We start from the raw sequence: 26,218 nt of genomic DNA, 5'->3' as shown, positions 1-26,218 counted from the left end.
CCTAGATCGCCTTCCCGGGGTTCAGGATCCCGGCCGGGTCGAACAGGTCCTTGATCCGCCGCTGAATCTCCCGGACAGGTTCCGGCTGTTCCTGGCCGAGCCACCGCAGCTTGTACTGGCCCACCCCGTGCTCGCCAGTGATGGTCCCGCCCATGGACAGTGCCGCGGTGATGGAGTCATCCAAGGCGCGCTGGAGCCGCTCCATGGCGGCAGGGTCAACGCCCGCACCCTGTCGATCGATCCAAAAGGTGGGGTGGAGGTTGCCGTCCCCGGCGTGGGCCACCACTTTCAGCTTGACCTGGTGTTCCGCTGCCATGGATTCCAGCGCAGCGACGTAATCGACCAAGCGCGAGCGGGGGACGGCCACGTCCTCGCCCACCCGGTACTCATCATCAACTTCGGCGCCCCGACTGTGCCGGCGCAGCTCTACCAGCCGCTCCGCTTCGGCGCTGGCTTCCGTGGTGACGGTGGCTCCGCCTGCACGGAGCACCCCGCGCACCACCTCCGCTTCCGCGGCGGCACCGAAGCCGTCGGTCTGCACCAGGAGGAGCGAGCGTCCCCTGGCAGTAAGGTCTGAGCCGTGCAGCTCGTCCAGCTGCGCCAGCGTCCCGCCATCGAGCAGTTCCATGATGGCCGGCTGGACCCGGGCCCTGCCCACCGCCAGGACGCCCGCAGCGGCTGCGTGGAAGCCGGAGTAGAAGGCAGCGATGGTGTGAACGTCGCGGGGAAGGTATTTCAACCTTACGGTGATGCCTACAACGACGCCCAGGGTGCCTTCGGAACCGACGAACAGCCCGGTGAGGTCGTAGCCGGCCACTCCCTTGAAGGTCTGATGGCCCGTGTGGATCAGGGACCCGTCAGCGAGCACCACGTCCAGGGCGAGGACCGAGTCCCTGGTGACACCGTACTTGGCGCAGCGCAGGCCACCCGCGTTGGTGGCGACGTTGCCGCCTATGGTTGAGCTGCGGAAGCTGGCCGGGTCCGGGGCGTACATCAGTCCGTGCGGGGCGACGGCGTCATTCAGGTCTGCGTTCACCACCCCGGGTTCCACGGTTGCCGTCTCATCGTCGGGATTGATGGACAGGATGCGGTTCATGCGTTCCAGGGAGAGGACAACGCTGTTCCGCGTGGCATGGGCGCCACCGGAGACTCCGGTCCCCGCACCACGAGGCACCACGGTAATCCCGGCAGCCGCGCAGGCTCGTATCACGGACCGCACGTCGGCCACAGACTCGGGGAACACCACGGCCAGCGGCAGTTGGAAGTCTGTAACCGGTGCCTGGTCCACTGCGTACCGGTGGAGATCCGCGTCCGCCGTGACAACCTGCCCGGCTTTGACGCTCTCCGTCAATGCATCCAGTACGTTCACCATCAAGCCTCCAGCCGCTGTCGCCCCCATGTTTTCTCCAGTCTAGGGGCGCTGCAGAACTCCGGTTACCGGGCTCCCATGAACCGGGCAAAGCGCGCGAGGATGCCGGGCCAGTCGGCGGCGTACTGCGCACGGGTGGCGGCAGGATCCTCGGAGCCCTCCCACCCCTCGTGGAGAACGCGCACCTCGGTGCCCGCATCTACCGGCTGGAACACCACGCGAAGTTCCGTGGACCAGAGGGCCGTTGTACCAGGGTGCCATGTGGCGTGGAAGGAGAACGGGGGCTGCCAGTCGTCCAGGGTCCCCCAGATGCTCGTCCGGCCGTCATCTGCCGTTTCAAGGATCAGGTTCTCTTCGAACTCCACATAGGAGCCGGCCCCATAGATACCGTGCTCCTCAAGCGGCCACCACAGGTGGGTGTGGTCGGTAAAGCCGGCGAACGTATGGGCCACCCCACCAGGAACCACAACGGAACTGACCACTGCATCCAGTGCCTCAGAAGCGGTTTCCCCGCTGATCCCGGACGGTTCCTGGCTGTGGCTGAAGAGGCTGCTCATGCTGATCAACTTTACGCTGAACAGCAGCCCGCTCCCCACCGCCCTGTTGTCCCGGTCGTTCCCCTGTTCTATCCCTCCCCCACGTGACGCGCGCTCACTTGTGGCGGTTGCCCGGGTCCTTGTTGCGTTGTCAGGTGGGTTTCTGACAGCGGGTGGTGGGTGTCTGGTTCTGAGCCGGCAGGGGTGGGCACGGGTCCGGGTGGGTGCCGGCAGGTGGAGGTGGTGGGTGGGTGGGTGTTAAATGTGGGAGGCCCCAACCGTTGCTGGTTGGGGCCTCGACCAATGTTATGTCCGGCGGTGTCCTACTCTCCCACACCCTCCCGGGTGCAGTACCATCGGCGCTGTGGGTCTTAGCTTCCGGGTTCGGAATGGGACCGGGCGTTTCCCCCACGCTATGACCGCCGTAACCCTTTGACCCGTCACCAACCCTGTGTGGGGGTGGTGTGGGAAGTCTGGTGTGGTTACAACATTGTGGTGTTGTTATTTAGTTGTGGGTTCCGGCCAACGGGGTTGTTGGTTGGGAACCACATAGTGGACGCAAGCAGAGTTTTGTATGTATCTGTGTGGTGTAAGTTGTTGGCCTATTAGTACCGGTCAGCTTCACGAGTCGTTAGTCCTCGCTTCCACATCCGGCCTATCAACCCAGTGGTCTGGCTGGGGGCCTCTCACACATAAAGTGTATGGAAATCTCATCTCGAAGCGAGCTTCCCGCTTAGATGCTTTCAGCGGTTATCCCATCCGAACGTAGCTAATCAGCGGTGCACTTGGCAGTACAACTGACACACCAGAGGTTCGTCCGTCCCGGTCCTCTCGTACTAAGGACAGCCCTTCTCAAATTTCCTGCGCGCGCAGCGGATAGGGACCGAACTGTCTCACGACGTTCTAAACCCAGCTCGCGTACCGCTTTAATGGGCGAACAGCCCAACCCTTGGGACCTACTCCAGCCCCAGGATGCGACGAGCCGACATCGAGGTGCCAAACCATGCCGTCGATATGGACTCTTGGGCAAGATCAGCCTGTTATCCCCGAGGTACCTTTTATCCGTTGAGCGACGGCCATTCCACAATGTACCGCCGGATCACTAGTCCCGACTTTCGTCCCTGCTCGAGATGTCTCTCTCACAGTCAAGCTCCCTTGTGCACTTACACTCGACACCTGATTGCCAACCAGGCTGAGGGAACCTTTGGGCGCCTCCGTTACTTTTTAGGAGGCAACCGCCCCAGTTAAACTACCCATCAGGCACTGTCCCTGACCCGGATTACGGGCCGAAGTTAGATGTCCAAAGTGACCAGAGTGGTATTTCAACGATGACTCCACCCGAACTGGCGTCCGGGCTTCAACGTCTCCCACCTATCCTACACAAGCCACTCCGAACACCAATACCAAACTATAGTAAAGGTCTCGGGGTCTTTCCGTCCTGCTGCGCGTAACGAGCATCTTTACTCGTACTGCAATTTCGCCGAGTTTATGGTTGAGACAGCGGGGAAGTCGTTACTCCATTCGTGCAGGTCGGAACTTACCCGACAAGGAATTTCGCTACCTTAGGATGGTTATAGTTACCACCGCCGTTTACTGGGGCTTAAATTCTCAGCTTCGCCGTGAGGCTAACCGGTCCTCTTAACCTTCCAGCACCGGGCAGGAGTCAGTCCGTATACATCGTCTTGCGACTTCGCACGGACCTGTGTTTTTAGTAAACAGTCGCTTCCCCCTGGTCTCTGCGGCCCCGATCCCCTCCGGACAGCAAGTGTCCATCAAGGTTGGGGCCCCCCTTCTCCCGAAGTTACGGGGGCATTTTGCCGAGTTCCTTAACCATAATTCTCTCGATCGCCTTAGTATTCTCTACCTGATCACCTGTGTCGGTTTGGGGTACGGGCGGCTAAAACCTCGCGTCGATGCTTTTCTCGGCAGCATAGGATCACCAAATCCCCCCAAACGGGGGTCCCATCAGATCTCAGGCATCATGAGTGGCGGATTTGCCTACCACTCGCCCTACATCCTTAGACCGGGACAACCATCGCCCGGCTCGGCTACCTTCCTGCGTCACACCTGTTAATACGCTTGCCTCCCAGGATCAGGTCCTGCGCTCCACCAAAACCCTTCCGTCCAAAGGACGGTCGGGCAGGTCTCGGGCAGTTAGTATCCCCTGTTCAACATGGGCGGTTTTTCGCCGGTACGGGAATATCAACCCGTTGTCCATCGACTACGCCTGTCGGCCTCGCCTTAGGTCCCGACTTACCCAGGGCAGATTAGCTTGACCCTGGAACCCTTGATCATTCGGCGGACGGGTTTCTCACCCGTCTTTCGCTACTCATGCCTGCATTCTCACTCGTGTAGGCTCCACCGCTGGTTTCCACCGCGACTTCACTGCCCACACGACGCTCCCCTACCCATCCAAACGCCTGAACCACAAGGGCTTAGCTAATATTTGAATGCCACAACTTCGGCGGTGTACTTGAGCCCCGCTACATTGTCGGCGCGGAATCACTTGACCAGTGAGCTATTACGCACTCTTTTAAGGATGGCTGCTTCTAAGCCAACCTCCTGGTTGTCTTCGCAACTCCACATCCTTTCCCACTTAGCACACGCTTAGGGGCCTTAGTTGGTGGTCTGGGCTGTTTCCCTCTCGACTATGAAGCTTATCCCCCACAGTCTCACTGCTACGCTCTCACTTACCGGCATTCGGAGTTTGGCTGACGTCAGTAACCTTGTAGGGCCCATTAGCCATCCAGTAGCTCTACCTCCGGTAAGAAACACGCAACGCTGCACCTAAATGCATTTCGGGGAGAACCAGCTATCACGAAGTTTGATTGGCCTTTCACCCCTACCCACAGCTCATCCCCTCCATTTTCAACTGAAGTGGGTTCGGTCCTCCACGACGTCTTACCGTCGCTTCAACCTGGCCATGGGTAGATCACTTCGCTTCGGGTCTAGATCACGCCACTCAAACGCCCTATTCAGACTCGCTTTCGCTACGGCTGCCCCACACGGGTTAACCTCGCGACGTAACACTAACTCGCAGGCTCATTCTTCAAAAGGCACGCCGTCACAACTACAAGGCTGCTCCGACGGATTGTAAGCACACGGTTTCAGGTACTGTTTCACTCCCCTCCCGGGGTACTTTTCACCTTTCCCTCACGGTACTGGTCCGCTATCGGTCATTAGGGAGTATTTAGGCTTATCAGGTGGTCCTGACAGATTCGCACGGGATTTCTCGGGCCCCGTACTACTTGGGATACATCAACAAGGCGGTGCAACGCATTACAGTTACGGGACTAACACCCTCTCTGGCCGGCCTTTCAAGACCGTTCACCTATACGCACACCCACACCCCGTCAGCCCGGCAGAACTGACACGTAATGTCCCACAACCCCGACCATGCAACGCCCGCCGGCTATCACACATGGAACGGTTTAGCCTGATCCGCGTTCGCTCGCCACTACTAACGGAATCACTATTGTTTTCTCTTCCTGCGGGTACTGAGATGTTTCACTTCCCCGCGTTCCCTCCACGCACCCTATGTGTTCAGATGCGGGTCACCGAGTCACTCGCGCGCTCAGCGGGGTTTCCCCATTCGGACACCCTGGGATCACAGTCCGGTTATCGACTCCCCCAGGCTTATCGCAGATTCCTACGTCCTTCTTCGGCTCCTAATGCCAAGGCATCCACCGTGTGCTCTTAAAAACTTGACCACAAAGATCAAAAACTACTTCACGAGAGAACCACAGAAACCGTCCCGCACACCCAAAGGCGCACGAACCAGATCCAGGTTCATATTCTTGGAAATTGCTTCTTATACAAGATGCTCGCGTCCACTATGTAGTTCTCAAACAACAACCCCACACCACACACCCCACACACAACCCCCAAAGGGATCACCATGCATGATCGATGCAGCAGGGAAACCAGAAACAAAGTACCGACAAGAACCCCACAAGGGCCCTCCCCGGTCCTGTTGCCTCAGGACCCAACAGTGTGCCAAACACTAAACCACCCACTCCCCCGCCCCACCGTTCCAAGACCACCCAAAGGCAGATCCGTACTGAACAGGACAAAGAAACACGCGGCCGCTATTTGTTGATATTCCACCCTTGAGCACCCGCCACGAAACATTCGTCCGTGCAACGGGCATTACTCCTGACAACCACCACCACCGGACATACATCCAGGACAGCAACCGTAGGTGCTCCTTAGAAAGGAGGTGATCCAGCCGCACCTTCCGGTACGGCTACCTTGTTACGACTTAGTCCCAATCGCCAGTCCCACCTTCGACGGCTCCCCCCCAAAAGGGTTAGGCCACCGGCTTCGGGTGTTACCAACTTTCGTGACTTGACGGGCGGTGTGTACAAGGCCCGGGAACGTATTCACCGCAGCGTTGCTGATCTGCGATTACTAGCGACTCCGACTTCATGGGGTCGAGTTGCAGACCCCAATCCGAACTGAGACCGGCTTTTTGGGATTAGCTCCACCTCACAGTATCGCAACCCTTTGTACCGGCCATTGTAGCATGCGTGAAGCCCAAGACATAAGGGGCATGATGATTTGACGTCGTCCCCACCTTCCTCCGAGTTGACCCCGGCAGTCTCCTATGAGTCCCCACCATCACGTGCTGGCAACATAGAACGAGGGTTGCGCTCGTTGCGGGACTTAACCCAACATCTCACGACACGAGCTGACGACAACCATGCACCACCTGTAAACCGACCACAAGTGGGGCACCTGTTTCCAGGCGTTTCCGGTTCATGTCAAGCCTTGGTAAGGTTCTTCGCGTTGCATCGAATTAATCCGCATGCTCCGCCGCTTGTGCGGGCCCCCGTCAATTCCTTTGAGTTTTAGCCTTGCGGCCGTACTCCCCAGGCGGGGCACTTAATGCGTTAGCTACGGCGCGGAAAACGTGGAATGTCCCCCACACCTAGTGCCCAACGTTTACGGCATGGACTACCAGGGTATCTAATCCTGTTCGCTCCCCATGCTTTCGCTCCTCAGCGTCAGTTAATGCCCAGAGACCTGCCTTCGCCATCGGTGTTCCTCCTGATATCTGCGCATTTCACCGCTACACCAGGAATTCCAGTCTCCCCTACATCACTCTAGTCTGCCCGTACCCACCGCAGATCCGGAGTTGAGCCCCGGACTTTCACGGCAGACGCGACAAACCGCCTACGAGCTCTTTACGCCCAATAATTCCGGATAACGCTTGCGCCCTACGTATTACCGCGGCTGCTGGCACGTAGTTAGCCGGCGCTTCTTCTGCAGGTACCGTCACTTACGCTTCTTCCCTACTGAAAGAGGTTTACAACCCGAAGGCCGTCATCCCTCACGCGGCGTCGCTGCATCAGGCTTTCGCCCATTGTGCAATATTCCCCACTGCTGCCTCCCGTAGGAGTCTGGGCCGTGTCTCAGTCCCAGTGTGGCCGGTCACCCTCTCAGGCCGGCTACCCGTCGTCGCCTTGGTAGGCCATTACCCCACCAACAAGCTGATAGGCCGCGAGTCCATCCAAAACCGCAAAAGCTTTCCACCAACCACCATGCGATGATCAGTCATATCCGGTATTAGACCCAGTTTCCCAGGCTTATCCCAGAGTCAAGGGCAGGTTACTCACGTGTTACTCACCCGTTCGCCACTAATCCACCAGCAAGCTGGCATCATCGTTCGACTTGCATGTGTTAAGCACGCCGCCAGCGTTCATCCTGAGCCAGGATCAAACTCTCCGTTGAAAACAAACAGACACAACCAAGAACCACGGAAATAACGCGGAACCAGGCTGCACAAAATTTGAAACCAGCTGCAAAAACCATGCCATCCACGGGGTGGACAACACAGCCAAAACAACCAATCAATAAAACAATTGGTATCAACAAACTTGGCACACTATTGAGTTCTCAAACAACAGACACACCCGGCACCACCCAAACCCACAAAGGTCCAAGATCGCTCCGGAGCAACTTTCCAAACTTACCCGGCTGCTTCTTACTTGTCAAACCGGCGATTCCCGACCTTCATCGCCGTGAGGCTTGGTGGTCGGTTTTCCGTCTGACTCCGTGGAGCAGCGCGGAAATAAACTCTACCACCCCTTTGCCGGGAAGGCCAACCCGGCCTCAGTCGGTCTCCCTTCACGCAGCCTGCATACGACAAGAGGCCCGGAATCTCGGGGATTCCGGGCCTCTGTCCTCTGCCTAAAGAGCAGCGGGCTGCTCGGCGGAAACTCCTACGGAGCGGCCGGCGCTCCCGGAGTAAAGAAGGATGCCCCCAGCGGAGGAAGGGTGACGGTCAGCGTTGCCGGCTGCCCGTCCTGTCCTTCATCCGTGGCCTTCAGTTCTCCGGTATTCAGGACACCGGAGCCTCCGTATGTGGTGTGGTCCGTGTTGAGCACTTCGCTCCAGGCACCTGCTTGGGGAACACCCAAGGTGTAGCCGGCGTGCGGCGCTCCGGAGAAGTTGATGGCGCAAACCACCGGGTTGCCGTCCGCATCACGGCGGATGAAAGAGAGAACGTTCCTGTCAGCGTCCCCACCGTTGATCCACTGGAACCCGGCCGGTTCGTTGTCGCGGGCATACAGGGATGGGGTGGACGTGTAGAGCTCGTTCAGGTCCTTGGTCAGCAATTGGATCCCCTTGTGGGCGGGGATCTCGGCGAGCCACCAGTCCAGCCCGTGCTGCTCCGACCACTCAGCTTCCTGGCCAAACTCGGTGCCCATAAAGATGAGCTGCTTACCGGGGTGTGCCCACTGGTAGGCGAGGAAAGCGCGGAGGTTCGCCAGCTGCTGCCAACGGTCCCCCGGCATCTTGCGAAGCATCGATCCTTTGCCGTGCACAACTTCATCGTGGCTGATGGGCAGCAGGAAGTTTTCCGTGAAGGCGTAAACCAGCGAGAACGTCAGGCCGCCGTGGTGCCATTTGCGGTTGACCGGGTCCTCGGAGGCGTACTTCAGGGAGTCGTGCATCCAGCCCATGTTCCATTTCAGGCCGAATCCCAGCCCGCCGTGGCTGGTGGGTGCGGTCACGCCGGGGAACGCCGTGGACTCCTCGGCGATCATGACAGCACCGGGGTGGGTCTTGTAGACCGTGGCATTAACTTCCTGGAGGAAGGAGATCGCTTCGAGGTTTTCCCGGCCGCCGAACCGGTTGGGCCGCCACTGCCCCTCCTCACGGGAGTAGTCCAGGTACAGCATGGATGCCACGGCATCCACCCGCAGGCCGTCGATGTGGAACTCGTCCAGCCAGTACAGTGCGTTCGCCACCAGGAAGTTGCGCACCTCGGTCCGGCCGAAGTCGAAGATCAGCGTTCCCCAGTCGGGGTGTTCGCCCAAGGTTGGGTCGGCGTGCTCGTACAGGGGCTGGCCGTCGAACTGCGCCAGCGCCCATGAATCCTTGGGGAAGTGGGCAGGGACCCAGTCCAGCAGGACACCGATGCCGGCTTGGTGCAGGGTGTCCACCAGGTAGCGGAACTCGTCGGGGTGGCCGAAGCGGGATGTCGGGGCAAAGTAGGAGGTGACCTGGTAGCCCCAGGAACCGCCGAAGGGGTGCTCGGCAACCGGCATGAATTCCACGTGCGTGAAGCCCAGCCACTTGACGTAGTCCACGAGTTCTTTGGCCAGTTCGCGGTATCCAAGCCCCAGGCGCCAGGAGCCGAGGTGGACCTCGTAGACGCTCATGGCCGAGTTGTGCGGGTCGCGCTCGGCGCGGGCCTGCATCCATTCGTCGTCCTTGAAGGCGTAGGACGGTTCCACCACGCGGGAGGCCGTGAGCGGCGGGACCTCGGTTCCGAAAGCCATCGGGTCCGCTTTTTCCACCCAGTAGCCAGCCTTGGTGCGGATCTCGAACTTGTAGCACGCCCCTGCTACAACCCCGGGGATGAAGAGTTCCCACACGCCGGAAGAGCCCAGTGAGCGGAGCGAATGTTCGCGTCCGTCCCAGCCGTTGAAGTCGCCCTTTACGCGGACGGCCTGGGCATTGGGGGCCCACACGGCGAAGGAAACACCGTCTACATCCCCCAGCGAGGACTTGTAATGCTGGACGTGTGCGCCCAGGACCTGCCAGAGCTTTTCGTGGCGGCCTTCCCCGATGAGGTGGAGGTCCACCTCCCCCACTGTGGGCAGGTACCGGTAGGGCTCGTCCACGGTGACGGGGTCGGCCCCGGGGTACGTGACGGACAGGCGGTAGTCCGGCACGTGCCCGTGCTCGCTCGGTTCAAGTACAGCCACCCAGGCCCCATGGGCCTCGTGCTGCATCGGCACTTCCCCTGCAGCGGTGATGACGCTGACGGCTTCCGCCAGGTGCTTGACCGTGCGGACGGTGACGTGACCGTAGTCATCCAGGTGCGCCCCCAGTACGGAGTGCGGCGCGTGGTGTTCACCGTTGGCAATCTTGCCCAGGGTGCCGTCGTCCACCGGGAGCGGAGCCCCCGGCCGTCCTGTTCGTGCTGTGCCTGTCATTTCGTTACCTTCCGATGCTGCGCCGGCGGTGTCGCCGGCGCCGTTACCGCCCAGGAGCCGTCTGGAGGCGCTTAATGGAATCGCCAGCCAATCGGGCCTGTTACGCATTTCATAAACAACTTCGTACAGCGCCTTGTCCAGCCACAATGCCACAAACAGCGGTGAGGTCCGGTCCACGGTGCCGGGGGTGACACTCGCGTAGCCTCCGAGGAACGCGTCGGCGCAGTCGTCAACCCAGGACGCTGGTACGTGGGCGCCTTCCTGCTCGCGCTGGGCGGCTCCGGCCGCGTAGTCGAAGGAGCGCAGCATGCCGGCGACGTCCCGCAAGGGCACATCGGGGCCGTTCCGCTCGTCGATGGGTCGCAGTGGTTCACCCTCGAAATCGAGGATGGCCCAGCGGGGCTCCGCTTCAGTGGCAGTGAGCGCGTCCGTTCTGCCTGCCGCGGGCACCTGCAGGATCTGGCCCAGGTGCAGGTCACCGTGGATCCGCTGCAGCGGACCCGCGCTGGCGCCGTCGAGCCCGTCAAGAAGGGCACCCAGCGCTTCGTCATAAGGGCCGACGGCGGGACCGGCCTCGGCCCAGGCCGTGCGGATACGCCGGGCTACTCCTGCCGCGATGTCCTGGCCGGACCCGGCAGCTTCTGAGTGGCCGAGCGTTTCGGCGAGCCGGCGGTGGACGGTGGCGGTGGCGGCGCCGAGTGCGCGTGCCTCGGCGGTGAAGTCCCTGCCAGCCCGTGCTGCATCCACGGCGAGCCGCCAGGCGTCGAGTCCGCCGGCAAGGAATTCGTGCGCCACAGCAAGCTCGCCCTGCACCGGGCGGGCGCCCGTCGCGGTCCCGCCTGCCTTGGCGTTGTTCTCCAGCCATTCTCCCCGGACCCAGCCCAGTGTGGCGGGGACCTCCGAGGTGCCGGCGGCGGTGAGGGCCGCGCCCACTTCAACTTCGGGGTTGGTTCCGGCGGACAGTGTCCGGAAGAACTTCACGATGGCCGCGGACTCGCCGTCGTCAACAATCACCGAGGTGTTGGACTGCTCGCCCGAGAGCACCTTGACCACTCCGTGGGCGGTGGGCAGCCGGTAATTTCCGGATCCTCTGAAGCCCGTGGCCACCCCGGTGCGTGCCGTGGCTTCGTGCCGGATGAGGTCAAGCCAGCCGCCGATGAAGTCGGGGTCGTGGAGGGCGTCGTAAACCCAGGTCCTCGACGGGTCTGTTCCGGCGGCCTGTCCCACCAGCGCACGTTCCATGCCGGCCGCAGGTGCCGACCGGAAGCTCAACGGAACCTGCACCACCAAGGTGCGGCCGCCGCCGTCGGACGGGCCGGTGGTGATCTTCAGCAGGAACACCGCGAGCCCCGCATGCCCCGAAGGGTCCTCGATTCCCAGGCTGCCTGCCTGCGACATCTCGAAGTCGGGGCTGTTGACGGGGAACCATCGCTGCTTCGGAAGCCATTCCTTGAGGAGCGTGGCCAGGGCGGGAGTAAGTGTTGGCTGGTTCATATCAATTCTCTATCGACAGGATGGGCAGTGCCTGTGTATAGGGCGACGACGGATTGGACGTCGCGGACCGCAGCCGGAGCCAGAAGAAATCGTGGCTGCCGAGGGTCAGCGTCAGTGTCCCGTCGTCGTTGATCCCCGGGAAGACCTGGCCGCCGAAGACATCACGCAGTCCCCGGCCGGCGTACTCGGGCACCCGCAGCGTGGCGGCAACGGGATGCTGCGAGAGGTTGAAGGCGCAGAGGACCGTTTCGCCGTTCACTCCTGCAGAATTACCCTCCGGCAGTTCCCGGAGGTAGGCCAGGACGGCGTCGTGATCGGCTACGACGTGTTTGAAGGCGCCGAGGCCAAAAGCCGGGTGGTTCCGGCGGACGCTGAGGATCTGGCGGGTCCAGCGAAGCAGCGATCCGGAGTGTGCGGACTCGGCCTCCACGTTGGCCATGCTGTAGTTGTAGACCAGCGACTGGATGGGCGGCAGGTAGAGCTTTCCCGGGTCCGCGTGCGAGAAGCCCGCGTTGCGGTCGGGGTTCCACTGCATCGGTGTGCGGACGGCGTCACGGTCCTCGAGCCAGATGTTGTCGCCCATGCCGATCTCGTCCCCGTAGTACAGGAACGGGCTGCCCGGCAGGGACAGCAGCAGGGCGTTTATCAGCTCAATCTCAGCCCGCGAGTTGTCCAGCAAGGGGGCCAGCCGGCGGCGGATACCGATGTTGGCGCGCATGCGCGGGTCCGGCGCGTACCAGCCGAGCATCGCAGCGCGTTCGTCAGCTGTGACCATTTCGAGCGTCAGTTCATCATGGTTGCGCAGGAAGGTGCCCCACTGGGCTCCTTCCGGGATGTCCGGAGTGTCGCGCATGGTCTCAATGATGGGCGCGGCCTTCTGGTCCCGGAGCGCATAGTAGAGCCGCGGCATGATGGGGAAGTGGAACGCCATGTGGCACTCCGGCTCCTCCTCCGTCCCGAAATACTCCACTACCTCGTTAGGCGGCTGGTTGGCCTCGGCGATGATGACGCGGCCGGGGTAGCTTTCGTCCACCATGGCGCGCAGCTTGCGCAGGAAATCATGGGTAGCCGGAAGGTTCTCGCAGTTGGTCCCTTCCTCTTCGAACAGGTAAGGGATGGCGTCCGCGCGGAACCCGTCAATGCCCTGGTCCAACCAGAACCGCACTACGTCAAAGAGCGCTTCAATGACCTTGGGATTTTCGAAGTTCAGGTCAGGCTGATGGCTGAAGAACCGGTGCCAAAAGAACTGCCGGCGGATGGGATCGAACGTCCAGTTCGATTCCTCGGTGTCGACGAAGATGATGCGGGCGTCCTGGTACTTTTCGTCGGTGTCGCTCCACACGTAGAAATCGCCGTACGGGCCGTCGGGGTCCTTGCGGGATTCCTGGAACCACGGGTGCTGGTCCGAGGTGTGGTTCAGCGGCAGGTCGATGATCACCCGCACTCCCCTGGCATGCGCCTCTGCCACCAGCCGCTTGAAGTCGCTGATGGTGCCGAACTCGTCCAGGACGGAGTTGTAGTCCGAAATGTCGTAGCCGCCGTCCCGCAGGGGTGATTGGAAGAACGGCGGCAGCCACAGGCAATCCACACCCAGCCATTGAAGATAGTCGAGCCTGTCAATGAGGCCGGAGAAATCCCCGGAACCGTCACCGTTGGCATCCGCAAAGGCCCGTACCAGCACCTCATAGAAAACGGCTTTCCGGTACCACAGCGGATCATGCTGGAGGCCCGGAGCATTCAGCTCAAACGTGCTTTTGGGCGTGAAGTGCTGGCCGGAACTTTGCGGATTGAAACTCACCGAGGCATTCTCCTGACGCTCAGGATGTGTGCCGGCTCCACGTGCGGGTCAAGGCGGACGTAGTTGAACTCGCCCCACTCCCAGCTTTCGCCGGAGATGAGGTCGTCAACGAAGAAGCCGCCGCCCGGGGTGATGTCCTGCGGGTCCAGTTCCAGGGCCGCCAGGTCCAGGGCTACACTGCATTCCTTGGTGACGTGCGGGTCCACGTTGACCACCACAATGAGCGTGTCCTTGGAACCGTCCGCCAGCGTCTTGTGCTTGGAGTAGACCACTGTGGAGTCGTCGGTGCTCTGGTGGACCGTGAGGTTCTGCAGGTCCTGGAGCGCCGGATGGTCACGGCGAAGGTGGTTCAGCCGCGTGATGAACGGTGCCAGGGTCCTGCCGGACTCGGCGGCAGCGTCCCAGTCGCGGGCCTTGTATTCGAACTTCTCGTTATCGATGTACTCCTCCGCCCCGGGACGGGCCACATGTTCGTACAGTTCGTAGCCGGCGTACACGCCCCACAACGGGCTGGCCGTCGACGCGAGGACAGCCTTGATTTTGAAGGCCGCCGGGCCGCCGTACTGGAGGTACTCGGTGAGGATGTCCGGGGTGTTGACGAAGAAATTGGGCCGGAAGTACGCCGGGGACTCGTGGCTGACCTCGTGGAAGTACTCCTCGATTTCCTTCTTGGTGTTTCGCCACGTGAAGTACGTGTAGGACTGTTGGAAGCCGGCCCTGCCCAGTGCGTGCATCATCGCGGGGCGGGTGAAGGCTTCAGCCAGGAACACCACGCCGGGAACCGTTTTGTTAACTTCGGCAATGAGCCATTCCCAGAACCACACGGGTTTGGTGTGTGGGTTATCGACGCGGAAAATCTTTACCCCGTGACTGACCCACAACAACACAATCCGCAGAATTTCGTTGGAAAGCCCCTCGGGGTCATTATCGAAATTGAGCGGGTAAATGTCCTGGTACTTCTTGGGCGGATTTTCGGCGTAGGCAATGCTGCCGTCAACACGGGTGGTGAACCATTCGGGGTGCGCTGCCACCCAGGGGTGGTCCGGCGCCGCCTGCAGCGCCAGGTCCAGCGCCACTTCCAGGCCCAGCTCATTGGCCCGGGCCACGAAGGCGTCAAAGTCCTCGAAGGAGCCGAGGTCCGGATGGATGGCGTCGTGTCCGCCCTCGGCGGCGCCGATGGCCCACGGGGAGCCGGGATCGTGCGGGCCGGCCACAAGGGTGTTGTTGGGGCCCTTCCGGTGCTGCACGCCGATCGGGTGGATGGGCGGCATGTAGATGACGTCGAAGCCCATGCCGGCTACGGCGTCGAGCCGGCGGGCGGCGGTGCGGAAGTTGCCGGACGTCCAGGCGCCGGTGTTGTGGTCCTTGACGGCGCCCTCGGACCGCGGGAAGAACTCGTACCAGGAGCCGCGGCCGGCGCGGTCGCGCTCCACCAGGAGGGGGTGCTTTTCGGAAACGGTGACCAGTTCCCGGATGGGCTGGTGCGCCACAACCCCGGCAACATCGTGGCCGAACCCGGCGCCGAGGCGTTCCTCGGTGCTGAGGGACTGATCAGCCAGTTTGTTGGCGGCGTCGCGCAGGACGCCCCTGTCCCATTCGCTCCGGAAGTCCTCTGCGGACGCTTCCCGCAGCAGTGCGGCACCTTCGGCGAGCATGAGCTCGACGTCGATGCCCGCGGCAATCTTCACCTCAGCGTTGTGGTGCCACGTGCCGTAGCGGTCATGCCACGCCTCAATGACGAATGACCAGTTGCCCGGTTCCGACGGCGTGAGGATGCCTTCCCAGCGGTCGGTTCCCATGCCCCGTTCCCCGCGTGGGGCCGCCAGCCGAACGCGCTGGCGCTCGGCACCGGACGGATCCAGCAGCACGGCGCTGACGCCAAGCTGGTCATGGCCTTCACGGAACGAGGTGGCACCCACGACGATTCCTTCGCCGGGCAGCGCCTTGGCGGGAAACTTCCCGCCTTCGACGACTGGCTGAACGGCAGTGATCGGAAAACGTCCGAACCGGAGTCCGTCGGTGATCTGGCCCTTGGGCATTTTCTTTGATGCGGCACTGGTTACTGAGTTAGTCGTCACAGGCTCGACGTTAGCGAGAAATGGCGAAGATTGCTAAGCCTGCGCACTGTATTTTGTTGCGCCGCGCTTCATGTGCTTCGCGTCCCCTGTCATTTACGCAAAAGAAACCTAAAGCTGGTTACAGCCGCGGGGGTTGTCCGTTAGTGTGACGCAGGTGAAGGCAATCCGCAGGTTTACGGTCCGTACAGTCCTCCCAGAACCCATCCGGCCCCTGGCCCGGCTGGCCAGCAATTTGCGCTGGTCCTGGCACCGCCCCACCCGCGAACTTTTCGCGGGCCTTAACCCCGCGCTGTGGCAGGAAAGTGGACAGGACCCGGTGGGCTTCCTGGGCATGGTCAGCCGCGAGGAGTTCCAGCAGCTGGCTGCCAACCAGGCAGTGGTGGAGAAGGTGCGGGCGGCCGAGGCGGACCTTATCCGCTATCTTGAAGAGCCCCGGTGGTACCAGGGACTCGGACCGGACGCTCCTGCCTCCATCGCCTATTTTTCGCCTGAATTCGGCATCACCGAAGTCCTCCCGCAGTACTCCGGCGGCCTCGGCATCCTGGCCGGCGACCACCTGAAGGCGGCCTCAGACCTTGGAGTTCCGCTGATCGGCGTGGGCCTGCTGTACCAGGCAGGCTACTTCAAGCAGTCCCTCTCCCGGGATGCGTGGCAGCAGGAAACCTACCCCGTGCTGGATCCTGACGGTCTGCCCCTCACACTGCTCCGCGAGCCCTCCCCGGACGGCAACGGCAAGCCCGTCCAGGTCTCCCTGCCGCTCCCCAACGGCCGGCGCCTGCTGGCACACATCTGGCGCGCCGACGTCGGACGCGTCCCCCTCCTGCTCCTCGACTCCAACGTCCCGGGCAACGACGACGCCGCCCGCAGCGTCACCGACCGGCTCTACGGCGGCGGTGGTGACCACCGGCTCCAGCAGGAACTGCTGCTGGGCATGGGCGGCGTGAAGGCGCTGCGGGCGTTCCAGAAGCTGACCGGCACGGCGGCTCCGGAAGTGTTCCACACCAACGAAGGCCACGCGGGCTTCCTGGGCATCGAACGTATCCAGGAGCTCATGTCCGGTGAGCAGGCACTGACGTTCGATGAAGCCCTCACGGCGGGGCGTGCTTCCACCGTCTTTACCACCCACACCCCGGTGCCCGCGGGCATCGACAGGTTCGAGATTGCCCAGATCAGCCACTTCTTCCAGGCCGGACTGGCGCCCGACGTGCCGGTGGACCGGATCCTCGAGTTGGGCCGCGAGAACTACGCGGACGGCAACCCGTCCGTCTTCAACATGGCTGTGATGGGCCTGCGCCTGGCACAGCGGGCCAACGGTGTGGCCAAGCTCCACGGCGAGGTGTCCCGCGGAATGTTCTCGGCACTGTGGCCCGGCTTCGACCACTCCGAGGTGCCCATCACCTCGGTAACCAACGGCGTGCACGTGCCCACCTGGGTGGACAGCCGGATCTCCCAGCTGGCCCGGGACCAGTTCGGCAGCGAAGCGGAGGCCAACGGCCGCTGGGACCTGGCCTACAACGTCAGCGACGCCGACGTCTGGGCGCTCCGGCGTGAGCTGCGTTCGGCCCTGGTGGACGACGTCCGCCGTCGCCTGCGTGCCGCATGGAAGAAGCGTGGCGCCGCCGATGCCGAACTGGGCTGGACCGAACACGTCCTGGACCCGGACGTACTCACCATCGGCTTTGCCCGCCGCGTTCCCACGTACAAGCGCCTGACGCTGATGCTGCGCGAACCGGAGCGGCTGAAGGCGCTGCTGCTGCACAAGGACCACCCCATCCAGCTGGTCATTGCCGGCAAGTCCCACCCGGCCGATGACGCCGGCAAGAAGATGATTCAGGACCTGGTCCGGTTCACCGACGATCCCGAGGTCCGCCACAGGATCGCATTCCTGCCGAACTACGACATCGCCATGGCGCGGACCCTGTTCCCCGGCTGCGACGTCTGGCTGAACAACCCGCTCCGGCCCCTGGAGGCCTGCGGCACGTCAGGCATGAAGGCCGCCCTGAACGGCTCGCTGAACCTGTCCGTCCTGGACGGCTGGTGGGACGAGATGTACGACGGCGAGAACGGCTGGGCCATTCCGACTGCCAACAACGGCGCATCCCCCGAAGAGCGCGACGACATCGAGGCAGCAGCCCTGTACGAGCTGCTCGAAAGCCAGGTGGCGCCGAGGTTCTACGGCAGCACGGTGTCGGCGGCCGCCGGGGCTGCGGGACCGTCGACGTCGGCGGCCGAGCGGGTGCCTACGCACTGGGTGTCCATGATCAAGCACACCCTGTCCCACCTGGGCCCGGCGGTTTCGGCTGAGCGCATGCTCCGCGACTACGTCAACATCCTCTACCGCCCCGCGGCCGAGGCAGGCCGCAGCGCCAGTGCCACGGGCTACTCCCAGGCCCGGTCGCTGGCATCGTGGACCGCGAAGGTGCGCTCGGCCTGGCCGCAGGTGCATGTGGAGCATGTGGACTCGGTGGGCGTCTCCGAGGATCCGCAGATCGGCGATACCCTCCAGGTCAACGCGTACGTGGCCCTCAGCGGCCTGACCCCCGAGGACGTCTGCGTGGAGGTGGCTTACGGCAGGGCCGAGGAAAGCGACACCCTGACGGACATCACCATCATGGAACTGCAGGTGAAGGAGGACCTGGGCAATGGCCGCCACCTCTTCAGCGGATCCCTGGTGATCGACAGGTCAGGGCCGTTCGGCTACACCGTCCGCGTCCTGCCCCGGCATGAAGGACTCGCCTCGAAGGCCGAACTGGGGCTGATCGTGAACGCCTAGTATTCAGGCCATCCAGGCCGGCCGAGAATCAAACAGGAGGGGAAGCCCATGGGCTTTCCCTCCTGTTTTGATGCTCAGAGGAGAACGGCGGTGACCGCCAGGTCCTTTCCGGCGTACCGCTCGGCGTCCTGCAGGATTTCGCAGAGGATGCCGAACGACCTGTCAGAGCGGAACGGTGCCGCCACCTGCCAGAGGACAGTGACGGGCGGGTTGCCGTTGCCCGCAATGCTGTCCGCGAAGTCATGCAGCGAATCGTTCAGCGCGTCGAGGTTAAGCCCGTAGTGCTCGGGGAAGCTCAGGACCTCGCCAAAAGTTTCCAGGACCGCGCGTTTGCTGTCCGCCGGAGGGATGACCAGGCTGCGGCGGCCGGCGTCCGCCACCTGTTCCTGCAGTTCCTCGAGAGTCCAGGTGTCGCCGGAGTAGATCTTCATGGTGCTGCTAACTGCCTTCCGTAATGAACGAGAACGATTCGTAGTGGTCGCCGGTGTAGTACTTTTCGCCGTCCGCACCGGCAACGATCCTGCGGGCGCCGCGGTCTGACTCGCCTGGCGTGGGCACCGTGTACTCGCGGTAGTAACCGCGGTCCCGGCGGGGCAGGATCCCTTCGAAGTTGCCGAAGGCCTGGTCATCCTGGCTGTAGCGGTAAGGGCCGCCTGCTCGGATCAGTGCCAGGACCCGGCGCCCTTCGGCCGGAAGCTGGGATTCCCTGATGGCCGGCAGGGCGGAGGGGTTCTTTCGGGCAGGCGCCGGCGCCGGCCGGGACTGTGCCGGGGACGCGGACGCTGATGCCGCCGCCGCGCCGGTGGTGGGCGCCGTCGTCGTGCCCTCCGTCAACTGGCCCAGGACGCCCTGGCCGCCGAAGACAAGCACTGCCACCACCACGAGGGCGGCAAGCAGCAGAGGCAGGATCTTGCGGTTGCGCATGGTCGGATATCCCGGGCTAGGCGTTGCGGTAAATGCTGATGGAGTTGGCCTCCACCAGGTCCTTTTCACCCGAAGCCACCAGGCCCCCCTGCCGCAGTTCGTGCAGCGGGGAGGTGGTGAGCCGCAGTTCGAACATGCGGGGGCCCGTGCCTTCCGCAGCCAGCGGAGGAAGGGTGATGGTGACGTCCGAGCCGGTTCCGTTCACCACTACCAGGCCAGCCAGCTCACCGTCGTCGGACCCCAGGAGCAACTGCATCACTCGGTGCTGCGGATCGTTCCAGCGTTCCATGGACATCGGTTGGCCGTTGTGGTCGTACCAGTACAGGTAGGACTGCTCGTCCCGGACCGGGAAGTGGTGCGGCTGCGCCGCCAGGAACTCCTTGCGGAGCCGGATGTACCGCTTGGTGCTGCGGAGCATCTCATGCGATTCCGGGGTACGCGTCCAGTCCACCCAGGTCAGTGCGTTGTCCTGGCAGTAGGCGTTGTTGTTCCCTTGCTGGGTGCGTGCCAGTTCGTCGCCGGCGGTAATCATGGGAATGCCGAGGGAGATCATCAGCGACGCCATCATGTTCCGGCGGGACTGGGCGCGCCTGGCAAGGATCTCGCCGTCCTCGGTGGGCCCCTCCACACCGTGGTTATAGCTTCGGTTGTCGCCGTGCCCGTCGCGGTTCTGTTCGCCGTTGGCCTCGTTGTGTTTCCTGTCGTAGGACACAAGGTCGTTCAGAGTGAAGCCGTCGTGGGCGGTCACGTAGTTCACTGACGCGAGGCGGGACCGGCCCGAGCCTTCGAACAGGGCAGCGGAACCCGACAGCGCGTCGGCCAGTTTTGCCACCGAGCCGCCCTGTCCACCGGACTCCAGTGCTGCCCGGTCGGCGAGCCAGAAGGACCGGACGGAATCCCGGAAGTGGTCGTTCCAGTCAACCCAGCCCATGGGGAAGCGGCCCGTCTGCCACCCGCCATAGCCAACGTCCCACGGTTCGGCGATGAGCTTGGTGTCGGACAGGACAGGGTCAGCGGCGACGGCCACCAGGAAGGGGTGCCGGGGATCGAATTCGTTGTCGCCGTTCCGGCACAGGGTCACGGCCAGGTCGAAGCGGAACCCATCAATGTGGAATTCGTCCACCCAGTACCGCAGCGAGTCGAGGACCAGCTGGATAACCCGGGGCTCGGCAAAGTTGAGGCTGTTTCCGCACCCGGTGGTGTCCAGGTACTTCCCGTGGCCGTCCGTTCGGTAGTAGCGGTCCTCCCCCAGCCCGCGGAAGCTGATGGTCTGCCCGTCCGCGCCGCCCTCCGCGGTGTGGTTGTAGACAACATCCAGGATGACTTCCAGTCCTGCCTCATGGAAGGCCTTGACCATGGCCTTGAACTCGTTCTGGACTGCCTGCGGACCGGCATCCTGGGCCGCGCCCGTAGCATAGCCGGGGTGCAGGGCGAAGAAGGCCGCAGTGTTGTAGCCCCAGTAATTCGTCAGGCCCAGATCCTGCAGGTGCGGTTCGTCCAGGTGGAAATGGACCGGCAGTAGCTGCACAGACGTGACGCCAAGTCCTTTGAGGTGCTCAAGGACTGCCGGGTGCGCCATCCCCGCGTAGGTCCCGCGGAGTTCTTCGGGGACATCGGGGTGGAGCATGGTCTGTCCGCGGACATGTGCCTCGTAGATGATGGTGTTCCGCCACGGCAGCCGCAGCCGGCTGTCCTGTCCCCAGTCAAAGTCGCCGGCCGTGCGTGCGCTGGTGAGGAGGCCGTCGCGCAGATCCACGGCCCGGCCATACGGATCGAGCAGCGGGCGGCTGCCGTCCTCGTCCAGCCCGTCGGCCGGTACCGCCACAGGCAGCGACTGCTCGCCGGAGGCAGGGCGGAAGCCATAGCGGGAACCCGGAGGCAGGTCCTCGACGATGCCGTGGTGGACGCCGTGGGTAACGTTCGGCAGCGGCTGGACGCGCCATTCACCGCCCGGGGGCTGGTACACGATTTCCAGGCTGGGCACACCGGGGGCATAGCAGGCAACGTTCGCCCGGCCCGTGTCCCCCGGGCCCGAGCCGTCTGAATCGGCGCGCGGGACGCTGACACCGAGGGGAACCGCCGTGGAGGCGTCCATGGTGGAGGCTGTGTCGAAGAGCGGCATGACCATTAGCTAAATAGTAGCCGCCGGTGGCCACTGGCCTGCGCCACCGTCACATGACGCCCGGGGCCGGGGTCCCCGGGCCGGCCCCGGGACGGAAGGACCCCGCCGGAAGGACCCCGTCCGGCAGGACCCCGGACTGACTATTTGGTTGCGCGCTGGCGGGAGACCTCGTACAGCGTGATGCCCACCGCCATGGACGCGTTGAGCGATTCCATGGCCGAGTCGATGGGGATGGAGACGATCTGGTCGCAGTTTTCGCGGACCAGCCGGCTTAGGCCCTTGCCTTCGGAACCCACCACGATGCACACCGGTTCGGTGGCAAGGCTCAGGTCCGGCAGCGACACGTCTCCGTCGCCGTCCAGGCCCAGGACAAAGATGCCCATGTTCTTGAACTGCTTGAGGGCGCTGTTGAGGTTTGACGCCCGGGCCACCGGCACGCGGACCGCGGCGCCGGCGCTCGTCTTCCACGCCGAGGCGGTGACGCCAACTGAGCGGCGCTCCGGAACAATCACGCCGTGGCCGCTGAAAGCAGAGACGGAGCGGATGATGGCGCCGAGGTTGCGGGGATCGGTAATGCCGTCCAGTGCCACGAACAGGGGCGCGTTGCTGACATGCCCCTTCTTCCACTTCTCCACGGTTTCCTCGGCGAGCTCATAGGCGTCGGCGTAATCGTAGGGCGGGATCTGCAGGACGAGGCCCTGGTGGACGGCGTCGTCGGTCATCCGGTCCAGTTCAGGCTTGCCGGTTTCCAGCAGCGGAATGCCGCGTTCGGCCGCCAGCTTGAGGGACTCCTTGACGCGGTCATCCATTTCGATCCGGATGGCGACGTGCAGCGCCTTCGCAGGAATGCCGGCGCGGAGGGCTTCCACCACCGAGTTGCGCCCGGTAACGACTTCCTCGGTGGCGCGGCCCTTGGGGCCGGACTTCCCGGCGCCGGCGCTGCGGGCACCCGGGTTGCGCTTGGCGGCCGAGCGCTCAGCGAGCTGCTTGGACTTATGTGCCTTGTGGTAGGGACGGTCCTCCGCCTTGGGCGTGGGGCCCTTGCCTTCCAGGGCCTTGCGGCCATGGCCACCGGTCCCGATGGTTGGGCCCTTCTTCGCTTTAACCGATCGGCGACCATTGTTGGCCATGATGTTCCACCCTTGATTGTGTTGACTGAGTCCGGCTACCAGTCTACTGACCGAAGAAAAATCGGGTTCCCGGGCTTTTAGGTCCCGGCGCTCAATCCCGTTTCAGGCTCCACGTGGCACCGTCCGGACCGTCCTCCACCACCACGCCGGCCTCATTGAGCGCGTCTCGGATGGCATCGGACGCTGCCCAGTCCTTCCCCGCGCGGGCTGTGGCACGGGCAGCAAGCTGCGCCTCCACCAGGACAGCCAGTGCTTCGGCTTCGCGGGTGTTGGCCTTTTCCGAGCCGGCGACGGCATTGAGCCCCAGCACGTCGGTCATGATGACGACGGCGTACATCGCCTTCCGGGCGGAGTCGTCGTCGCTGTCGGCGAGGGCAGTGTTTCCTGCCCGCACCGTCTCATGCAGTGCCGCCAGGGCGCGGGGGACGTTCAGGTCGTCGTCCATCGCGGCGCAAAAGGCCTCAACGCTGCCCGTTGAGGGGCCGTACTCCCCTGCCACGAAGCCGAAATCGCTGCCGAAGCGCGCCACGGCCTTCGCCAGGAACCCATCGATGCGTTCGACGGCGGCGGCGGCCTCCTGCAGGGATGTGGGGCGGTAGTCCAGGATCGACCGGTAGTGGGCCTGGCCGAGGTAGTACCGCACCACGCGGGGCGAGGCGAGTTTCAGCATTTCGCCGGGGCTGATGGTGTTTCCTATGGACTTGGACATTTTTTCACCCTCGTAGGTGACCATGCCGTTGTGCATCCAGAAGTTGGCGAACCCGTGGCCGGCGGCCTGCGACTGCGCCATCTCGTTTTCGTGGTGCGGGAACCGCAGGTCCAGGCCGCCGCCGTGGATGTCGAATTCGGTGCCAAGGTACTTGGTCACCATCGCCGAGCATTCCAGGTGCCAGCCGGGGCGGCCGGCACCCCAGGGCGACGCCCAGCTGGCGGTGGCAGGTTCGCCCTCCTTGGAACCCTTCCACAGCGCGAAGTCGCGGGGGTCCCGCTTACCCCGGGGGTCGGCGTCGGCTGCCGCCTGCATGTCATCAATGTTCTGCCGCGTCAGGGCACCGTATTTGCTCCAGGAACGCACGTCGAAGTACACATCGCCGGAATCATCGAGCGCCGGGTAGGCGTGGCCGCGGTCGATCAATTGCTGGATCAGGGCGTGCATTTCCGGGATGTGGCCAGTGGCCCTGGGTTCATAGGTGGGGCGGGAGACCCCCAGGGCGTCGTAGGCCTTGAGGAATTCCTGCTCGTAGCGGTAGGCCAGCGCCCACCATTCCTCGCCCGGAACCTCGCCCGGTTCGGGCTGGAAACCGGAGGCGAAGGATGCCTCTGACTTGGCGAGGATTTTGTCGTCGATGTCCGTGACGTTGCGGACCACCGTGACCCGCAGCCCGCGATGGGTCAGCCAGCGGGTCAACTGGTCGAACGCGATGGCGGAACGGATGTGGCCCACGTGGGGCATCCCCTGCACGGTGGCCCCGCAGTAGTAGAGGCTGGCCCTTCCGGCTACGAGGGGGACGAAGTTCCGGACTTCGGCGGAGGCAGTGTCATAGAAGCGCAGGGTCACCGCTCCAGATTAGCCGATGCAGATTATCCGGTTGATCCGGAACTGCGCGGGTACACCAAGGCGGTGGCCACAGCGGAGATCCCTTCGCCGCGGCCCGTGAATCCGAGGCCGTCGCTGGTGGTGGCAGTGACGCTGACCGGGGCGCCGGCAGCGTCAGAGAGGACCTGCTGCGATTCCTCGCGGCGGGGACCGAACTTGGGACGGTTCGCCACGAACTGGACCGCGATGTTGCCGATCTCAAAGCCTGCCGCCCGGACGATCCGCGCAGCCTCAGCGAGCAGGGTTACCCCCGATGCGCCAGCGAACTCAGGCCGGTCGGTGCCGAAATGGGTTCCGAGGTCACCGACGCCGGCGGCTGAGAACAGCGCATCGGCGGCGGCGTGGGCTACCGGGTCGCCGTCCGAGTGTCCGGCAAGGCCGCGCTCGCCCGGCCAGAGGAGGCCGCCCACCCAGAGTTGGCGCGCTTCCCCCTCCGCGGCGAAAGCGTGGACGTCCAGCCCAATGCCCGTGCGGGGAATGATCATGCCCTCCCCGCTCATCCCTCCACCCACCGGGCTCCGAGGGGACCTTCCAGGAGCCCTTCGGCGAAGATGAGGTCCAAGGGCGTGGTGATCTTCAGTGACTGGGTGGAACCACGCACCACGTAGACGTCGGTACCGGCCATCTCGACGAGCATCGCATCATCAGTGACTGCGGCGGCTTCCGCCGGTTCCAGCGCCTGCGCTCCTTGGTGGGCGCGGCGCAGGGTTTCCGCGCGGAAGCCCTGCGGCGTTTGTACGGCGCGGAGGTTTTCGCGTGCCGCGGTCCCGGCCACCATTTCGGGCGCGACGGCGTGGTCCCCGGCGGGCGTGGGCGTCACGGTCTTGACGGTGTCCACCACGGGTACGGCAGGGATGACAGCCTCGGCCCCGGCCGCGAGTGCGTCGACGACGCGGTGGAAGACCCCTTCCGGGGTGAGCGCCCTGGCGGCATCGTGCACCAGGACAGCGTCGATTCCGTCCATCAGGGCACCGATGCCCTGCCGGACCGAGTCCGCGCGGGTGGGGCCGCCGTCGACGACGGTCAGGAGCGGCCCGCCGTCGGCCAGTTCTTCCCGGAAGGCGTCGCAGAGGGCGCGCAGTCCGTCGTCGCCTTCCGGCAGGACCACGCAGACCTGGGTGGACACGCCGGATGCGACGATGCCCCGAAGGGCATGCATCAGGATGGTTTCGCCGCCCAGGGGCACGGCTGCTTTGGGCATGCCGTAGCCGAGCCGCTGGCCCGAACCTGCAGCCACCAGGATCACCGCGGTGACCGGGCGGGTTGGTGTTTCGCTCATGCGGACTAGCCTACGTCCCGCGTGCCTGATGCGTCCTGACGCAGTCACCGGGGACTCCCGGGGGTGTTTTTGGGCAAAAAGAAACCCCGGCCGCACTTCCGTGCTGCCGGGGCTCAATTCTTAGGAAGCCAGGACCTCGTCGAGAACGCTTGCTGCCTTCTCCTCGTCGGTCTTTTCGGCCAGCGCCAGTTCTGAGATCAGAATCTGCCGTGCCTTGGCCAGCATTCGCTTTTCGCCTGCGGAAAGGCCCCGGTCGTGATCCCGGCGCCAAAGATCGCGGACGACCTCTGCCACCTTGATGACGTCACCGGAAGCAAGCTTCTCCAGATTTGCCTTGTACCTGCGCGACCAGTTGGTGGGCTCTTCGGTGAACTCGGCACGGAGCACATCGAACACGTGCTCCAGGCCTTCCTTGCCCACTACGTCCCGGACCCCAACAAGGTCAACGTTTTCTGCTGGAACTTCAATGGTCAGATCACCCTGAGCCACCTTGAGCTTGAGATACATTTTCTCTTCGCCCTTGATGGTGCGCATCTTGATTTCTTCAATCTTCGCAGCACCGTGGTGAGGGTAAACTACTGTCTCGCCGACCTCAAATACCATGTGGACATTTCCCCTTTCCCGGAGACAAGTTTATCACGATTCAGGCATATGACCGGCCGCGGAAA

Annotated in this window: 14 protein-coding genes and 3 rRNA genes; 1 reads left to right on the top strand and 16 read right to left on the bottom strand. The window is 63.4% G+C overall.

The window, feature by feature from the left end; all coding sequences use genetic code 11:
- Position 1: 1 nt before the first annotated feature.
- The 8 genes from ACP3TD_RS04935 to ACP3TD_RS04900 form a co-directional block, all read right to left on the bottom strand.
- On the bottom strand, positions 2-1,372 hold the full coding sequence (locus ACP3TD_RS04935; protein ID WP_426765813.1) for an FAD-binding oxidoreductase: 1,371 nt from the start codon (positions 1,370-1,372) through the stop codon (positions 2-4).
- Between the two features lie 62 nt (positions 1,373-1,434).
- Positions 1,435-1,926, bottom strand: a complete 492-nt coding sequence (locus ACP3TD_RS04930; protein ID WP_426765812.1) for a hypothetical protein — start codon at positions 1,924-1,926, stop codon at positions 1,435-1,437.
- 289 nt (positions 1,927-2,215) lie between these two features.
- Positions 2,216-2,332 (bottom strand): 5S ribosomal RNA (gene rrf, locus ACP3TD_RS04925).
- Positions 2,333-2,489: 157 nt separating this feature from the next.
- Positions 2,490-5,615: ribosomal RNA gene (locus tag ACP3TD_RS04920) — 23S ribosomal RNA — on the bottom strand.
- Between the two features lie 502 nt (positions 5,616-6,117).
- Positions 6,118-7,638 (bottom strand): 16S ribosomal RNA (locus ACP3TD_RS04915).
- Together the 16S, 23S and 5S rRNA genes form the textbook arrangement of a ribosomal RNA operon.
- 491 nt (positions 7,639-8,129) lie before the next feature.
- Entirely contained in the window at positions 8,130-11,849 is a 3,720-nt protein-coding gene (locus ACP3TD_RS04910) for a 1,4-alpha-glucan branching enzyme (protein WP_426765811.1), read from the bottom strand.
- 1 nt (position 11,850) lies between these two features.
- Entirely contained in the window at positions 11,851-13,647 is a 1,797-nt protein-coding gene (gene treS / locus ACP3TD_RS04905) for a maltose alpha-D-glucosyltransferase (protein ID WP_426765810.1), read from the bottom strand.
- Positions 13,644-15,686, bottom strand: a complete 2,043-nt coding sequence (locus ACP3TD_RS04900) for an alpha-1,4-glucan--maltose-1-phosphate maltosyltransferase (protein WP_426767134.1) — start codon at positions 15,684-15,686, stop codon at positions 13,644-13,646. The genes treS and ACP3TD_RS04900 overlap by 4 nt, the downstream gene beginning before the upstream one ends.
- Before the next feature lie 193 nt (positions 15,687-15,879).
- On the opposite strand from ACP3TD_RS04900, the gene glgP reads away from it, so the two are divergent.
- Positions 15,880-18,498, top strand: a complete 2,619-nt coding sequence (gene glgP, locus ACP3TD_RS04895) for an alpha-glucan family phosphorylase (protein WP_426765809.1) — start codon at positions 15,880-15,882, stop codon at positions 18,496-18,498.
- A 74-nt stretch (positions 18,499-18,572) separates the two neighbouring features.
- On the opposite strand, the gene ACP3TD_RS04890 is transcribed toward glgP, so the two are convergent.
- The 8 genes from ACP3TD_RS04890 to ACP3TD_RS04855 all read right to left on the bottom strand — a co-directional run bounded on the left by ACP3TD_RS04890 (position 18,573) and on the right by ACP3TD_RS04855 (position 26,153).
- A complete protein-coding gene (locus tag ACP3TD_RS04890; RefSeq protein WP_426765808.1) occupies positions 18,573-18,929 on the bottom strand; it encodes a barstar family protein in 357 nt (118 codons plus the stop codon).
- A 7-nt stretch (positions 18,930-18,936) separates the two neighbouring features.
- Positions 18,937-19,422, bottom strand: a complete 486-nt coding sequence (locus tag ACP3TD_RS04885; protein WP_426765807.1) for a ribonuclease domain-containing protein — start codon at positions 19,420-19,422, stop codon at positions 18,937-18,939.
- Positions 19,423-19,438: 16 nt separating this feature from the next.
- A complete protein-coding gene (gene glgX / locus ACP3TD_RS04880; RefSeq protein WP_426765806.1) occupies positions 19,439-21,550 on the bottom strand; it encodes a glycogen debranching protein GlgX in 2,112 nt (703 codons plus the stop codon).
- A 134-nt stretch (positions 21,551-21,684) separates the two neighbouring features.
- On the bottom strand, positions 21,685-22,674 hold the full coding sequence (rlmB, locus tag ACP3TD_RS04875) for a 23S rRNA (guanosine(2251)-2'-O)-methyltransferase RlmB (RefSeq protein ID WP_426765805.1): 990 nt from the start codon (positions 22,672-22,674) through the stop codon (positions 21,685-21,687).
- Positions 22,675-22,765: 91 nt separating this feature from the next.
- Positions 22,766-24,232 carry a cysteine--tRNA ligase gene (gene cysS / locus ACP3TD_RS04870; RefSeq protein ID WP_426765804.1) on the bottom strand — a complete coding sequence of 489 codons (1,467 nt, stop codon included), beginning with the start codon at positions 24,230-24,232 and terminating at the stop codon, positions 22,766-22,768.
- A 23-nt stretch (positions 24,233-24,255) separates the two neighbouring features.
- A complete protein-coding gene (gene ispF, locus ACP3TD_RS04865; protein ID WP_426765803.1) occupies positions 24,256-24,756 on the bottom strand; it encodes a 2-C-methyl-D-erythritol 2,4-cyclodiphosphate synthase in 501 nt (166 codons plus the stop codon).
- A gap of 11 nt (positions 24,757-24,767) precedes the next feature.
- Complete coding sequence (gene ispD, locus ACP3TD_RS04860) at positions 24,768-25,550, bottom strand: 2-C-methyl-D-erythritol 4-phosphate cytidylyltransferase (protein WP_426765802.1); 783 nt, start codon at positions 25,548-25,550, stop codon at positions 24,768-24,770.
- Between the two features lie 120 nt (positions 25,551-25,670).
- Positions 25,671-26,153, bottom strand: a complete 483-nt coding sequence (locus tag ACP3TD_RS04855; protein WP_011690592.1) for a CarD family transcriptional regulator — start codon at positions 26,151-26,153, stop codon at positions 25,671-25,673.
- Positions 26,154-26,218: the final 65 nt, after the last annotated feature.

The organism is Pseudarthrobacter sp. 1G09, assembly GCF_050038305.1.
Classification (GTDB): domain Bacteria; phylum Actinomycetota; class Actinomycetes; order Actinomycetales; family Micrococcaceae; genus Arthrobacter; species Arthrobacter equi.
Note: the sequence above shows the minus strand (reverse complement) of the source record. Positions and strands in the feature narration are given on the sequence as shown.